The sequence below is a fragment of the Micrococcaceae bacterium Sec5.1 genome (assembly GCA_039636795.1).
Lineage (GTDB): Bacteria > Actinomycetota > Actinomycetes > Actinomycetales > Micrococcaceae > Arthrobacter.
In genome coordinates this window covers 376507-390835 of sequence record CP143430.1, presented here as the reverse complement: position 1 = coordinate 390835, position 14329 = coordinate 376507, and the positions used below count along the sequence as shown (strand labels likewise).

Genomic DNA, 14329 nt, shown 5'->3' with positions numbered 1-14329 from the left:
GATGCGAACGGCCTAGCCAGCGGGTCGTCCGTGAATGCGTACCGACAATTCGTCGGCAGCCTTGCGGATGCGCGCAGCCAGTACCGGCCATTGCTCAGCCGGAACTTTGTCCTCCAAGAACGTGACGGCGACTGCCGCCGTCGGCCATCCCACGTGGTCAGTCACAGCGGCGGCGATGGAACCGAATCCAGGCGTAATCTCGCCATTTTCCGTGGCGTAGCCGCGCTGCCGCACCTGGTCCAGGTGGGAGGACAGGGCGGAGTACTTCATGATCGGGAATTCCACTTCGTGGCGCGACGTGAAGGCGGCGGCGTTCGGGTAAAGAGCCCGAACCTGCGACTTTGGCAAGGCGGCCAGGATCGCGCGGCCCGAGGCGGTGAGGTGGCTGGGCAGGCGGACTCCGACGTCGGTCACCAGGCTTGGGCGGTTCTTGGCGCGTTCCTCCACGATGTAAAGGACGTCGCGGCCGTGAAGCACGGCAAGGTGCGCGCTTTCGCCGATCACGTCCACCAGCGAGGCCAACATGGGCCGCCCGAGACGCGACAAGGGCTCCTGCCGCGAATAGGCCGAACTGAGCTCGAAGGCGCTGATGCCGAGGCCGTAGCGCTGCTCTTCGTGCAGATGCAGGACGAAGCCGTTGGCCTCCATCACGCCCAGGAGGTGGTACACGCTGGAGCGCGGCAAGCCGAGTGCCGTCGCAATGTTCGACGCCGCCATCGGCCCCCGGCGCGAGGCCAAGAGTTTGAGGATGCGCAGCGTATTTTCGGCGGCAGGGACCTTGGACGTGGCCTTGCCTGGTGCCAGTGGCGTGGTTGTCATGGTTCCTCACTGCTCAAGACTGCTGAAGGAGACACCGTCCAGCCTTGCTCGCGGTGATGTGTCCGGTATCCCGTACTCAAGCGTGCCTTGTTACACGGGGCAACGCCAGACCACTCTCTCCATGCAGTGTCTGAAATACCAGACTTAAGTAGTGTCTCGTGTTTGAGAGTGGCTCAGACCGTGCCAACCTCCCGACGCCGCACGGCGGTAAACGCGAACACCGCGAGAGCCGCTCCAATCCCGAGCATCCAAAAGCCGCCACTCCAATCTGTTCCGGTGTTGGTGACGACGGGCGTGTGCGTGAATGGCGAGAGGTCCCTGAGTGTCTTGTCGAAGCCCAGCATCCCGCCGTAGACACCCAGCACGATGCCCAGTGCCAGCAACGCCCAGCCGATTGGGACAGTAGCACGGGGAAAGGTAACAAAAACCGCGGCGGGCAAGGCAAGGTATAGCAGCGCAGCCGGGATTTGAGCCCCGGCAGTCTCCCATACGCTGCCCACTTCAATGGCTGATTCACCGGAGACCACCAAGGAATACCAGGCACCGAAGGCCGCGAACACCATGACGAGAACCACCGAGGCTGCCCCGAGGCCGAGAAAGCTGCCAAACCAACGAATGCGTCCGAGCGGTTGCGAGAGCACCAGTTCTGCCGTGCCCGCCACTTCTTCCTGCCTCAATCGCAGAACGGCCTGGAGTCCGCAGGCCGCCGCCAGGATGCCACCGATTTCAAACAAGACAGCAATGACCAACTGCGTCATGGATGTTCCTTGCGCCTCGATCATGGCCCTGAGGATCGCGGTCACGGAGGAATTCGAGATGCTCACCTGCTGAATGGCAGCGCCGAGGGCGCCGGTGAGCAGACCCGCGATAAACCCGCCAATGCACCAGCTGACGATGGCGCCCTGCTGGAGTCGGAGTGCCAGGGCGAACGGCCCGCGGAGCGAGGGGCGGGCGTCCGTCGGGCCTCTCCGTCCGGCGAGCACGCTCGCGCCAACATCCCGCCTCGACATGATGACGGCGGTCAGTGAGACGCATACGATTCCAAGGCCCAGCGGAAGCAGCAGGGGCCACAGGCGATTTCCCGTGTAGGCAAACGTCTGCTGTCCCCAACCGATGGGCGAAGCCCAGCTAGGCCATGCTGCCGTTACCGTAAGGCCGTCCTGGCTGACCTTGCCGGTCGCGTCCCCGAAACCGCGCAGAAGATAGGCGGCGACCACCAGCCCTGCCGCCGCTCCGTTTGCCCCACGCGAAGTACTCATGAACTCGGACGCGAGCAATCCGACGGTGAGAAACGCCAAGCCAATAGCTCCGGCCGCAAGACCGGCAATCAGCGAGCCCGCGGCATCGAGCCCGCCAGAGATAAAGCCGATCGTGACTGCCGCGGCCACCAGCACGTTTCCTATGAGCCCATGGGTCACTGTCGCCGTCAACGGCATCCACCGGCCCGCTGCCGTGGACGCGACCAGCTCAGCCCGGCCGGCTTCCTCCTCGGCGCGCGTATGCCGTACTGCCAGGAAGGTGTTCATCAGGCCGGCAAGGACACCGATAAAGGCGAAGATCTGGAAAAACGTAAATGCGTCCAGAGCAGGGCCCCTGACCAGCCCGCGGAGAATCAAAATAGCGGGTGTCGCCGTGGCAACATGCAGGATTTCGGCGCGGGAAGCATCGTCGCCGTACGCCGAAGCCACTGCTGTTGTGGCGAAAAAGGCGAGCGCACCGATGGAAGCAACCCAGCTCAGGAGTTGCCACCGGTCGCGGCGGAGTCGCTGCCAATACAGGTCAAGGAATCGGCTCATCTCAAGGGCCCGTCCTGGCGGCCCGGGCGGCGCCGCCGGTGGTGAGCGCCGCCGTCGGACTTCACTTCCTCTGACTGGGGCGGAAGGGCAACCCCGTAGTGGCGGAGGAACAACTCTTCCAGCGACGGCGGAGCGACCAGGAGTCCTTGCACGCCAAGGCTGCCAAGGATCGGAAGGACCTCGTGGACACGGTCCGAATCGGCACTGAACTTGATCCGACCTGCGGCCAAGGTGAGGTCGTGGACTTGGGAAAGGCCTTGGAGGGCTTCGAGGTCCACCTGGTCCTGCGCGAAAGAGATCCCTGTGCGGGTCAGGTGGCGCAGGGATTCGAGCGTCCCGCCGTCGACGATCCGCCCTGCGCGGATGATGCTTACACTGTCGGCCAGCTGTTCCACCTCGGAGAGAATGTGGCTGGAAAGAAGGACGGTGGCCCCTTTCTCGCTGACGAGCCTCCGGATCTCGCGAGTAAAGACTGCCTCCATGAGGGGATCCAGACCGCTTGTCGGCTCGTCCAGAAGGTAGACCTCGGCGTCGGCAACGAGGGCTGCGATGAGCGCAACTTTCTGGCGATTTCCCTTTGAGTAGGCACGGCCCTTCTTGGTGGGGTCAAAGTCGAAGAGCTGGCACAAACGCTCCTTGCTGCGTCGATACCCAGCGCGATCTGCCCCGCCATCTCGAAGCCGCGAGAGGAAATCAATGGCCTCTCCCCCTGATAGATTCGGCCAGATGCTGACATCGCCGGGGACGCTGGCAACACGCCGGTGGAGTTCAACGGCGTCGGCCCATGGGTGCAATCCAAGGACTCTCGCACTGCCGGACGAGGCCCGTGCCAGGCCCAGCAGGATACGCAGGGTGGTGGACTTCCCTGCTCCGTTCGGGCCGAGGAAGCCGTGGACTTGCCCCTCAGGGACTTCGAGGTCGAGGCCGTCCAGTGCCTTGACCCGGCCGAAATTCTTATGAAGATCGACGGTCTGGATGACAGGGTCCATGGAGCCGACGTTACGCAGGATCGGCGCCCCTGTGAAGGAAGACAATAGGGAGATGAAATCCATCGACTTGCATCCACGCCGCTGCGTACGGCCAGAACTGCAATGAGTACGTTCGTCCTGATCCCAGGAGCGGGCGGCACGGCCTGGTATTGGAGCCGGGTGGTTCCGCTGCTGGAGCGTGCCGGACACGAGGCCGTTGCCGTCGACCTCCCAGGGGACGACGAAAATGCTGGCCTGCCCGAGTACACGCGACTGGTCTTGGAAGCCATCGGCGCCAGTACCGACGTCGTGCTCGTGGCCCAATCACTGGGCGGTTTTACCGCCCCCTTGGTCTGCGACCGTGCGTCGGTCCGCGAGCTCGTCCTCGTCAACGCAATGATCCCGGTGCCGGGCGAAACCCCCGGCGACTGGTGGGCAAACACAGGTTGGGACGCCGCAAGGGAGAGCGCTGCTGCGGCCCACGGGTATAGTCCCGAGTTCGACGTCGCCACATATTTCCTGCACGACGTTCCAGCGGACGTCGCTGCCACGGGCGAACCGTATCAGCGGGCGGAAGCCAACGCGGTCTTCGAATCAGCCTGCGACTTCACGGAGTGGCCCAGCATCCCAACCCGGGTACTCACCGGAAGGGAAGACCGGTTCTTTCCCGTGGAATTCCAGCGCAGAGTGGCCAGGGAACGGTTAGGACTCACGCCCGACGTCATCGCAGGCGGCCACCTGCTGGCCTTGGCAAACCCGGAGGGCGTAGCGAAGTACCTGGTGCGGGGCTGAGCCGCCTTGGCAAAGATGCCTCAGAACTGGCGTTGGGCCCAGTGGGATGTTCACCAAATTCACCCGATTATCCAAATTAACCAAATTAACCAGACTTAACCCATAGAATCGCTCTATGCTCACGACAGAGAATCCCTTTCGCCCTACGGCAGGGGCTACGCCCCCGGAGATTATCGGCAGATCGGGGCTTCTGGACGAGTTTGAATATGGCCTCAGACTAGGTTCCGGGGCACCTGGCTTGCTGTCCATCTTTACCGGCGCCCGCGGCATCGGCAAGACCGTTATGCTCGGCGCGGCCCACGACCTAGCCAAGGAACATGGTTGGGCTGTGATTGCGGAGACGGCTACCGGAACATTCATGGGGCGCATAGGTGAAAAGATGCGTCGACTTACCCACGAATTGGGGGATGGGCCCGACCCGCGACGACGCGTCACGGCAGTCACAGTTGCTGGATTTGGCGTCACCACGCAGTTGTCCCCGGAGCGGCAGGTGGATTGGCGCGAACTCGGTGAGACTCTCCTCCGTCTCCTCGACCAGCGGGCAACCGGGCTCCTCATTACAGTGGATGAGATCCACGCTGCCGATCGGACAGAACTGTCCCAACTAGCGGCCAACGTCCAACACTTTATCCAAGACGGCCTGCCCATAGGACTGATATTTGCTGGTTTGCCATCCGCCGTCTCCGATCTCCTGAACGAGGGTGTGGCAACGTTTCTTCGGCGAGCCGACAAAATCGACCTTCATGCCGCCGCGATACGGGACGTGGAGTCATCATTTGCCGATACGTTCACTGCCGCCGGAATCAGCGTCATCCCAGAGAACATCCATCGGGCGGCCGTTGCCACTGGGGGCTATCCTTTCCTAATTCAACTCGTGGGTTACTTCCTATGGAGGGAAGCCGAAAATCATGATGGATCTCTTTCCTCCGATGGCGTTGACAGAGCTATATCCGCAGCGACTCGTCGCAACGAACGCGTGGTCATCGAAGCTGCACTCGCTACGGCATCTGCAAAGGACAGGGAGTTCCTTCACGCCATGTCGATGGACGATGAAACTTCAACGATGGCTGACATCGCCTCCAGGATCGGAGCGGGGTCCGCACTGGCAGGCAAGTATCGCATTCGACTTCTGGCGGCCGGCCTCATAGAAACAGCCGGTCACGGCAAGGTTGTCTTTGCTATCCCTGGGCTTCGGGAATACCTGCGAAAGAATCCCCGCTCCTAGGTATGCCCAGGGCGCCGGCTAAGGCTGTGCCTTGATCGCCGTCTCCGCCGCTGCCTTCGCCGGCGTTTTCCGGCGTAGCAGCAGCGTTATTCCACCGGCCGCCGCGGCGACCAGCAACGCAATCAGCCCGATGGTCCAAGCGTTCAACCCCTGTGACGTGCTGGCAGCCGTGGCGGCTTCCTGGGTTTCCGGCTCCACAGACACGATGTCACCCGGATTTGCAGTGCCAGCCGGAGGAGGCGGAAGCGCGGGTAGGCCAGCGGCTGACGCACCCGTCTCGCCCGTTGCGGGGATCACGACGGCGGGTGCCGATTGCCACGGGACCACCGCAGGGGCTGCTCCGATGAACTGGTGGCCGTCAACCAGCGGCAACCCACCAAGCTGGATAGCAGCCTCAGCGGTCTTGACTGCTCCGGCCTGCCGCGCCGATTCTGCCTGCCGCGCCGCTTCAGCCTGGCGTGCCGCCTCAGCCGACTTGGCAGCGTCGGCCGCCGTCCCGGCGTCGAGCGTTGCCTTGTCTGCCAGTCCGGCGAGTTCGGCGATCATCGCGTCGATCGAGGCCACGTGGCCTGCGGTGGCCTTATCACGCTCGGCAGCGGCGGTTTTTCCGCTGGTCATGAACGCTTGAAGGTCGGCCCGACTGCCATCGAGGGCGACACTGGCAGCTGCCCGCACCTCGGGTGTTGAATCCAAGGCGAAGGTCGTCTGGACGCGGTTATCCAAGGCCAACGCTTGATCAAATCCGTATTCCAGGAAGTACCGGACATCTGCATGATTGGCGGAACTTAGAGCGGCGTCGGCGGCTGCGTTAACGTGCCCGCCACCAAGGTGGAGTAGCTGGTAAACGCGCTGCCGGTCCGCGCTCAAAGCGGAGCCATCCAATTTGATCGAAGCCGCGTAGCCATTGGTGATGAAGGCCTTGATCCCGGAGTCTCCTGCCAGGAGGGCAGCTTCAGCGGCCTTCTTCACCTCCGGCGTGCCGGTAAGCGCCAGATCCAGTGTGGCCTGCCGGGCTTCCTTGATGCGGGCATCGAGATCGGTTCCCGGTGCGGTAATGGCTGCCAGTAGCTCCGGAGTTTCGCGAGCCGCCTTCGCGAAGGCAGCCTTGGCTGGCTCCTCGGATGTCAGCAGCGCAGTATCCGTGGCCTGACGAGGCGAAGCCAACGATGAAAGGAAGTCCCTGTCCGCGACGAGACGCGATGAGTCCGCTGACCTGGCAGCAGTGGCCCTTCTTCGGGCCTGCTCGACGGCGGTCCTCGCCCTCTCCGCCACGGCGGCGGCCGCGTTGGGGTTGGCTGCGACGTCTGCCTTGACCTGCTGCAGCAGCGCAGCCACTGCCCCGGTTTCAGCGTGATGGTCTGAGGCGACGAGCTGCCCGTAGCGAAGAAAATCAGCAACGGAATCCGGGCTGGAGGTGTCGAGGGCAGCTTGAGCTCCGAGAGTTACCTCAGGCACGGCGGAATTCGTCAGGTAGTAAACCGCTTCCCGATCCTGGCCTTGCGCGATCTTCAGCCACCCCTCAAGCACGAACTGCTCAATGGCTTCCTCGCCGGAGTCCAGGCTCTTGGAAGCGGCAGCACTGATTTGAGTGTTCTTAGTGCTGGTGAAATATGTGGCCGTCGTCCGAAGATCGCCCTTCCAGGTGCTCGCCCAGCCCTCGGACAAGAAGGCAACTGTTGCGGCGTCGGAAATGAGGGCTGCTTTCGCGGAGGACCGTACATGCAGACTCCCCCGCTTCGTCAACTCGGTGACCAGCTCCTTGCGGTCCGCTGCCAGCGCAACATCCTGTCCGCCGTCGAGGAATGCCTGGACGGCCTCCGGACCGCCCACCAAGGCAAGCTGGGCTGCCGCGCGCGTCGCCGGGCCACCTGTCCTCCACAGATCAAGGACGCCGGCCGCATCAACAGCGCGCTTCACAAAAGGAACGGGAGCCTGCGAGGCGAGGGGAATCTCAAACTCAGGAATGTCATATGCACGGGCGGGGGCGGCGAAGAGCAGGGATGCCCCCGCGATCAAGGCAACAACGGCCGCGGCCCAACGACGGCGGGCAGCACGGATGGAAGCAACACGGAAAGCAGACATCAAGAGTCCCCCAAGAAAGATGCGATGACAGCGTCCGAGCCATCCAGCGACGATGACGCATGAGCGAGGTGCCTAACCGGGGTGACTAGCTGTCCGCGGACATCGTATCTGAGATTCGACTGTGACTCTTGTCGCACTGTCTGCGATCAAAGACACCAAACCCCCGTCAGGCCAATCACAAGGCGGCCAAAAGTGATCTGCTGGATAGCGATCCCCTCCCAAAGACGAGAAGGTTTTACCATGCAACAAACCACGCTGGCTTCGAAGGACACCGTCCTCCAAGCTGCCGGTACGGCACTGAGCCGTGGCCTCAACGTCCGTCACATTCGCTTCATGGCACTCGGATCCGCGATCGGTACGGGACTGTTTTACGGTTCTGCGTCCGCCATACAGAAAGCCGGCCCCGCCGTACTTTTGGCCTACATCATCGGCGGTGCAGCCGTCTTCATGGTCATGCGCGCACTAGGTGAAATGGCCGTCCGACACCCTGTTTCCGGCTCATTCGGCCAATACGCGAGCAAGTACCTTGGACCGTTCGCAGGCTTCGTGACCGGCTGGACCTACGTGTTTGAGATGGCGATCGTGGCCATCGCCGACGTCACCGCCTTCAGCATCTACATGGGCTTCTGGTTCCCACAGGTTGACCGCTGGATCTGGGTCCTCGCGATCATCCTCTTCCTGGGCGCCATGAACCTGTTGAGCGTGAAGGTGTTCGGTGAACTGGAGTTCTGGTTCTCGCTGATCAAGGTGGTGGCCATCATCGCCATGATCGTCGGAGGCGCAGCAATCGTCGTCTTCGGCTTCCAAACGGGCGACGGCGGCGGGGTGGCACCGGGGTTGGGGAACCTGGTTAACCACGGCGGTTTGTTCCCGAACGGCTTCGAAGGGCTCCTGGCCGCGTTCGCCGTCGTGATGTTTGCTTTCGGTGGGATCGAAACGATCGGCATTACCGCTGGCGAAGCCGCCGATCCCAAAAAGGTCATCCCGCAGGCAGTCAACACCGTGCCGGTCCGTGTCCTGCTGTTCTACGTCCTGACCCTGGGCGTGTTGATGAGCATCTTCCCGTGGAACGAAATCGGCAGCAGCGGCAGCCCGTTTGTGCAGATCTTCGACGGCCTGGGCATCCCGGCTGCGCCGCACATCCTCAATGCCGTGGTCATCACCGCGGCCCTGTCCGCTATCAACAGCGACATTTTTGGAGCTGGCCGCATCCTGTTCGGACTTGCCCAGCAGGGCCATGCTCCGAAGAGCTTCGGCAAGATCTCCAGGCACGGCGTCCCCTGGATGACCGTGGTAATGATGGGAGGAATCCTGCTTGTGGGCGTCGTGCTGAACGCGGTTATTCCTGAGGACGTATTTGTACTGATCGCATCGATCGCCACGTTTGCCACCGTATGGGTGTGGGTGATGATCCTTGCTTCGCACGTTGCCATGAGGCGGGAGATCAAGCGCAAGGGCCTTCCGGCGTCGGAATTCGGTTCACCCTTGTGGCCGGCAGCATCCATTCTGACCATGGCGTTCATGGCCATGGTGATCGTGATCCTCGGGGTCTTCGAGGACACCCGCGTTGCACTCTATGTCGGCGGCACATGGCTGATCCTGCTGTTCGTGGCTTACAAGCTATGGGTCCGCGGTGGTGGCCTGCGTCGTGCAGAGCTCGTGGACGAGACAGCCTGATTACCCGCGCCGAAACTGCAGTTAATGCCAATGTTCGGGCGGAACATTGGCATTAACTGTCAGCTCGTGAGGGGGCTCGGCTCAGATGGCAGCAGCAGCGGAGCGGACGGCCACGGACAAGGCAGTTGCCGGGCGCCCGATCAGTTTCCTGAGATCACCGGTGGTCACCAAAAGATCGCCGCGGCCAATGCCCAGATCGGTGTCGGCCAGGATCTGCGCGAAGCCTTCCGGCACCCCTGCGCCCGTCAGGAGATCGGCGTATTGGTCTGCCGGGAGGTCTCGGTATTCGATGGACTTGCCTGATGCAGCGCTAATTTCGGCGGCCAGCTCGTCCAAGGTAAATGCATCGTCACCGCCCAACTCGTAGATCTTGCCGGCCTGGTGCTCCGCAACCAGAACCGCGGCCGCAGCTTGCGCGTAGTCTGCGCGGGAGGCACCGCTAACCTTGCCGTTTCCGGCACTGCCCGCAAGCGCGCCCTGCGCAAGGGTTCCCGGCAACTGGTCGGTGTAGTTCTCGATGTACCAGCTGTTGCGAAGGAGGACGAAGGGGACGCCGGACTCTTTGAGGATGGATTCCGTGGCCTGGTGCTCTGTAGCCAGCTTCATGCGGGTGGTGTCTGCGTTGGCAATGCTGGTGTAGGCGAGAAGCTCCACACCCTCGGTTTTTGCCGCCTCGATAACTGTGCGGTGCTGCTCTACCCGCTGGCCGACGGCGCTTCCCGATATGAGAAGGACCTTGGTGGCACCCTTAAGCGCCTGGGCGACCGACGCAGCGTCGTCGTAGTCCATTGCAACGGCGCGAACGCCGCGCGCAACGAAATTGGACAGCTTTTCGATGGAGCGCCCGGTGGCGACAATGCTGTCAGCGGATACATTGCGTTCAAGGAGGGCCTCTATGACGTGACGGCCCAGCTGGCCTGTTGCTCCGGTAATGACGATGCTCATGACTGGTTCCTTTCAAGGAAATTAATGGGACGGTCACCGATCACAACCAACGCTTCGGCAGATAACTTCCCGAAAGAGAGTACGCACTTTAAGGTAAGGTACTGACATGAAAGTAAGTACCCTCCCGGCCGCCGTCGCTGACGGCGTCTTCCCTGCCGGCTGCCCCAGCCGGACAGTACTGGACCACATAACCAGCAAATGGGGAGTGCTGATCCTGCTTTCGCTTTCCGAAGGCGATCAGCGATGGAGCGAACTGCGCAGACGTGCTGAGGGCGTCAGCGAAAAAATGCTGGCCCAAACCCTGAAAACGCTCGAACGGGACGGGCTGGTACGCCGCGATGCACAACCCGTCATCCCGCCGCGCGTGGACTACAGCCTGACTGAACGCGGCCGCGAGCTCACGGCACTGCTTATACCCCTGGTGACCTGGGCCTTTGATAATGCCGAGGCAATCATCGGCGGCCAGAGTTAGCCCGGATCTCCGCGCCGAAACTACAGTTAATGCCAATGTTCGCGTCGAACATTGGCATTAACTGTCATCTCGCGGAGAACTACCGGGCCGACCACCCGCCGTCCATCGTGTAGCTCGCGCCGGTGACCATACCGGCGTCGTCCGAGGCCATCCAGGCTGCCAACGACGCGACTTCCTCAACCTCCACCAGCCGCTTCACAGCCGATTCCGTCAGCATCACCTTGGCCAGGACCTCTGCCTCGGGGATGCCGTGGAGTCGCGCCTGATCAGAAATTTGCTTCTCAACAAGCGGCGTCCGGACGTACCCGGGGTTGATGCAGTTGGACGTCACTCCGTGCTCGCCGCCCTCCAAGGCAGTGACTTTGCTGAGCCCTTCGAGGCCATGCTTCGCGGAGACGTAAGCACTCTTGTAGGCCGAAGCCCGGAGTCCGTGAACCGAGGAGATGTTGATAATCCGGCCGAACCCATTGGCGTACATGTGTGGGAGCGCGGCCCGGATAAGGAGGAACGGTGCCTCCAGCATCAGGGCGAGTATCCGCCTGAATTCAGCAGGTTCGAACTCCTCGATCGGCGCTACTTTCTGGATGCCGGCGTTGTTGACCAGGATGTCGCAGTCAAGGCTGAGGGCGGCCAGGGCGTCGACGTCCAACAGGTCCACAGTCCAGGCAGTGCCGCCCAGCTCGTCGGCGAGGGCCGCAGCTCCGGAGGCATCGACGTCGGCCACTACAACTTTCGCCCCGCGGGCGGCGAGCGCGCGGGCGCAGGCTGCCCCGATTCCGCTCGCACCGCCGGTGACCAGGGCTTTGCGTCCGTTCAAGGAGTTGTCCACGGAACTAGCCTTTCGAGGTAGAAGCCGGGGTCAGTCCATGGCGCACGGCGTCGGCTTCGTCCACGTCCTGCAGCGCGATGCCCTTGGTTTCCTTCAACGACACAACGGCGACGACGGTGATCGCGCAGGCGATGACGAGGTAGATCGCGGTGGGGAGCCACGAGCCGGTGTCCTTGAGCCACTGTGTTGCCAGCAGCGGAGCGAGTGACCCTGCGAAGATCGACGTAACCTGTGAGCCGAGCGAGACCCCGGAGTAGCGCATACGGGTGGGGAAGAGCTCGGACATGATTGCCGGCTGTCCTGCGTACATGAACGCGTGCAGGCACAGCCCGATGGTCACGGCCAACACGATGACCACGGCGTTTTTGGTGTCGAACATGGGGAACGCGAAGAACGGCCAAGTTGCGCCCGTGATGGCTCCCACGAGGTACACGGGCTTGCGACCCCAGGCGTCAACAAGACGCCCAACCTGCGGGATGACAAGGAAGTGGATCACGTGCGCAATAAGCAATGCCAGAAGCAGCGATGACGTGTCGTACTTGTGGACGCTCTTGAGGTAGACGATCGCGAAGCTGACCACCAGGTAGTACATGATGTTCTCGGCGAAGCGGAGGCCCATGGCCTGCAGGATGCCCTTGGGATATTTGCGGATGACTTCGCCAACGCCGTAGCTGATGGCCTTCGATTCCTCCACCTGCGCCTTGGCCTCAAGGAAGATAGGCGCCTCGGTGACGTGGGTGCGGATGTAGTAGCCGACGAACACGATCACGGCGGAGAGCCAGAATGCTACGCGCCAGCCCCAGCCCAGGAATGCCTCGCTGCTCAGTGTGGTGGACATGGTGAACAGAACTGCGGTGGCCAGAAGATTGCCCACCGGCACTGCTGCCTGCGGCCAGGATGACCAGAAACCGCGCGACTTGTTGGGGCTGTGTTCAGCGACCAGGAGCACGGCACCTCCCCACTCGCCACCCAACGCGAAGCCCTGGATGAAGCGAAGCGCCACCAGCATGGCCGGCGCCCAGTAACCGAGATCGGCGAAGCCGGGGAGGCAGCCCATGAGGAACGTCGAGACGCCCACGATGACAATGGTCAGCTGGAGCGTGGGCTTGCGGCCCAGTTTGTCGCCGATCTGGCCGAAGACGATTCCGCCGAGCGGGCGGGCTACGAAGCCAACCGCGTAGGTCAGGAAGGCCTGGATGATGCCGTCCAATTCGTTGCCGGTGCTCGGGAAGAAGTATTTGCCGAAAACCAGCGTTGCTGCGGTGGCGTACAGGAAGAACTCGTACCACTCCACCACTGTGCCCACCATGGACGCAGCGACGATCTTCTTAAGGCCGGAGCCCTTGCCGGATTGGTTCCCGGCCTTTGATGTGGAGCGCTGCTCTACGCTCATATCCATCTCCTCAGTGTCCTCGTTGACCCTTTTGACGTGCTGTGATCCACAACACGAAATGCTCCACTGAGTATTACTGCAGATTCAGCCCTCCTCAATGACCAATCCGGCACCAAGTGTGTGCAGAATTGCAGATATGAATCCCAATCCGGACGATCTCCTCATCCTCCTCGCCGTCTCACGCTCAGGAAAATTCACGACGGCGGCGCAAGCCTTGGGCCTGAACCACACCACCGTTTCGCGCAGGATAGCGGCGCTGGAAAAGGCCCTGGGTGGCCGGGTCCTGGCGCGCGCCGCCGGAGGCTGGGAAGTCACGGAGTTGGGGGCAGAGGCCGTCCTTGTCGCTGAACGTGTCGAAGCTGCGGTGGGCGCGCTGGGACCCAGCGATGGCGCACCTGACCCCATTACCGGCGTCGTACGCATGACCGCAACCGATGGTTTCAGCGCCTATATAGCTGCGCCTGCCGTGGCGACGCTGAGACGCGAGCACCCTGGGCTCAGCGTAGAGATTGTCACCGTGACGCGGCGGGCGCTTCAGCAACGCTCGGGCTTGGACATCGAGGTAGTGGTTGGGACGCCACAGGTCCATCGGGCAGAGGCAATCCGCTTGGGCGAGTATCGACTGGGAATGTACGCCTCGCGCGCCTACCTCGCAGACAATGGCACGCCGGGCACCATCGAGGAACTGACGCAGCATCAGTTGGTCTACTTCGTGGATTCCATGCTCCAGGTGGATGATCTGGACGCACCAAGGAGGCTCGTCCCAACTATGCGCGACGGCCTGAGCTCCACCAACGTGTTCGTGCATGTGGAGGCGACGAGGGCAGGCGCGGGCGTGGGATTCCTGCCGTGTTTCATGGCCGATCGCCACACAGATTTGGTCCGGCTCCTGCCATCCGACTTCGCCGAGCTGCTCCCCTACTGGATGGTCCTCCGTCCCGACTCGATGCGCCGCCCAGCGGTAGCCGCCCTCGTGCAGGCCCTGCGCGAGGAGACGGAGAGGCGGCGGGAGGAGCTCTTGGGCGCTGGGTGAGATGGAGGTTTGCAGACATTTCCTGCAGGAGAAATGCGAATTTTAAAAATAGTTGGATTCCGCATCGCCAACACGGTGTAGCATCCGTGTACGGGCTACTGATGCCCGCGACGCTTTGGGGGAAGTGATCATGTCATTCGTAAATGACGGTGCAACGCTCACCGCTTTTGGGATGGGCGCCTTTCCCTCGCCCGGCGCCCCTTCACCCCACCCGCTCCGCACGCTTTGCGTTGCACGCCGGTCACGTGTCCTATGGAAGGACAATCATGAGTCAAAACCCTAATCTCGCGCCTTATCC

12 protein-coding genes are annotated in these 14329 nt (G+C 62.3%); 5 read left to right on the top strand and 7 right to left on the bottom strand.

Annotated features, from left to right (window positions below):
- Positions 1–12: 12 nt before the first annotated feature.
- From VUN82_01965 to VUN82_01955, 3 genes are all read right to left on the bottom strand, one after another.
- Positions 13–819: an IclR family transcriptional regulator gene (locus tag VUN82_01965; GenBank protein XAS72651.1), complete on the bottom strand. Its 807-nt coding sequence runs from the start codon at positions 817–819 to the stop codon at positions 13–15.
- Between the two features lie 173 nt (positions 820–992).
- Complete coding sequence (locus VUN82_01960; GenBank protein XAS72650.1) at positions 993–2615, bottom strand: hypothetical protein; 1623 nt, start codon at positions 2613–2615, stop codon at positions 993–995.
- Positions 2612–3604, bottom strand: coding sequence for an ABC transporter ATP-binding protein (locus tag VUN82_01955; protein XAS74580.1), 993 nt, complete (start codon positions 3602–3604; stop codon positions 2612–2614). Before VUN82_01955 ends, VUN82_01960 begins: the two co-directional genes overlap by 4 nt.
- Before the next feature lie 102 nt (positions 3605–3706).
- On the opposite strand from VUN82_01955, the gene VUN82_01950 reads away from it, so the two are divergent.
- Together VUN82_01950 and VUN82_01945 are read left to right on the top strand one after the other, a co-directional pair.
- On the top strand, positions 3707–4375 hold the full coding sequence (locus VUN82_01950; protein XAS72649.1) for an alpha/beta hydrolase: 669 nt from the start codon (positions 3707–3709) through the stop codon (positions 4373–4375).
- 115 nt (positions 4376–4490) lie between these two features.
- Entirely contained in the window at positions 4491–5600 is a 1110-nt protein-coding gene (locus tag VUN82_01945) for an ATP-binding protein (GenBank protein ID XAS72648.1), read from the top strand.
- Positions 5601–5618: 18 nt separating this feature from the next.
- On the opposite strand, the gene VUN82_01940 is transcribed toward VUN82_01945, so the two are convergent.
- Positions 5619–7682, bottom strand: coding sequence for an ALF repeat-containing protein (locus tag VUN82_01940; protein ID XAS72647.1), 2064 nt, complete (start codon positions 7680–7682; stop codon positions 5619–5621).
- Between the two features lie 240 nt (positions 7683–7922).
- Between VUN82_01940 and VUN82_01935 the strand changes: the two genes are divergently transcribed.
- Complete coding sequence (locus tag VUN82_01935) at positions 7923–9359, top strand: amino acid permease (protein XAS72646.1); 1437 nt, start codon at positions 7923–7925, stop codon at positions 9357–9359.
- An 81-nt stretch (positions 9360–9440) separates the two neighbouring features.
- Here VUN82_01935 and VUN82_01930 read toward each other — a convergent pair whose 3' ends face one another.
- A complete protein-coding gene (locus tag VUN82_01930) occupies positions 9441–10304 on the bottom strand; it encodes an SDR family oxidoreductase (GenBank protein XAS72645.1) in 864 nt (287 codons plus the stop codon).
- 106 nt (positions 10305–10410) lie between these two features.
- Here VUN82_01930 and VUN82_01925 point away from each other — a divergent pair, with 106 nt between their 5' ends.
- Positions 10411–10776, top strand: coding sequence for a helix-turn-helix domain-containing protein (locus VUN82_01925; GenBank protein XAS72644.1), 366 nt, complete (start codon positions 10411–10413; stop codon positions 10774–10776).
- A gap of 79 nt (positions 10777–10855) precedes the next feature.
- On the opposite strand, the gene VUN82_01920 is transcribed toward VUN82_01925, so the two are convergent.
- Both VUN82_01920 and VUN82_01915 read right to left on the bottom strand, forming a co-directional pair.
- Positions 10856–11605, bottom strand: a complete 750-nt coding sequence (locus VUN82_01920; GenBank protein XAS72643.1) for a 3-hydroxybutyrate dehydrogenase — start codon at positions 11603–11605, stop codon at positions 10856–10858.
- Positions 11606–11609: 4 nt separating this feature from the next.
- A complete protein-coding gene (locus tag VUN82_01915; protein ID XAS72642.1) occupies positions 11610–12998 on the bottom strand; it encodes an MFS transporter in 1389 nt (462 codons plus the stop codon).
- Positions 12999–13134: 136 nt separating this feature from the next.
- Here VUN82_01915 and VUN82_01910 point away from each other — a divergent pair, with 136 nt between their 5' ends.
- Positions 13135–14031 (top strand): LysR family transcriptional regulator, encoded by an 897-nt coding sequence (locus VUN82_01910; GenBank protein XAS72641.1) that lies wholly within the window; start codon positions 13135–13137, stop codon positions 14029–14031.
- Positions 14032–14329: the final 298 nt, after the last annotated feature.

What these genes read in the sequence shown, in the direction of transcription:
- VUN82_01945 (XAS72648.1), top strand. Translation starts at nt 4,491, where the DNA reads ATGCTCACGACAGAGAATCCCTTTCGCCCTACGGCAGGGGCTACGCCC.
- VUN82_01910 (XAS72641.1), top strand. Translation starts at nt 13,135, where the DNA reads ATGAATCCCAATCCGGACGATCTCCTCATCCTCCTCGCCGTCTCACGC.
- VUN82_01950 (XAS72649.1), top strand. Translation starts at nt 3,707, where the DNA reads ATGAGTACGTTCGTCCTGATCCCAGGAGCGGGCGGCACGGCCTGGTAT.
- VUN82_01955 (XAS74580.1), bottom strand. Translation starts at nt 3,604, where the DNA reads ATGGACCCTGTCATCCAGACCGTCGATCTTCATAAGAATTTCGGCCGG.
- VUN82_01935 (XAS72646.1), top strand. Translation starts at nt 7,923, where the DNA reads ATGCAACAAACCACGCTGGCTTCGAAGGACACCGTCCTCCAAGCTGCC.
- VUN82_01925 (XAS72644.1), top strand. Translation starts at nt 10,411, where the DNA reads ATGAAAGTAAGTACCCTCCCGGCCGCCGTCGCTGACGGCGTCTTCCCT.
- VUN82_01930 (XAS72645.1), bottom strand. Translation starts at nt 10,304, where the DNA reads ATGAGCATCGTCATTACCGGAGCAACAGGCCAGCTGGGCCGTCACGTC.
- VUN82_01965 (XAS72651.1), bottom strand. Translation starts at nt 819, where the DNA reads ATGACAACCACGCCACTGGCACCAGGCAAGGCCACGTCCAAGGTCCCT.
- VUN82_01960 (XAS72650.1), bottom strand. Translation starts at nt 2,615, where the DNA reads ATGAGCCGATTCCTTGACCTGTATTGGCAGCGACTCCGCCGCGACCGG.
- VUN82_01915 (XAS72642.1), bottom strand. Translation starts at nt 12,998, where the DNA reads ATGAGCGTAGAGCAGCGCTCCACATCAAAGGCCGGGAACCAATCCGGC.
- VUN82_01940 (XAS72647.1), bottom strand. Translation starts at nt 7,682, where the DNA reads ATGTCTGCTTTCCGTGTTGCTTCCATCCGTGCTGCCCGCCGTCGTTGG.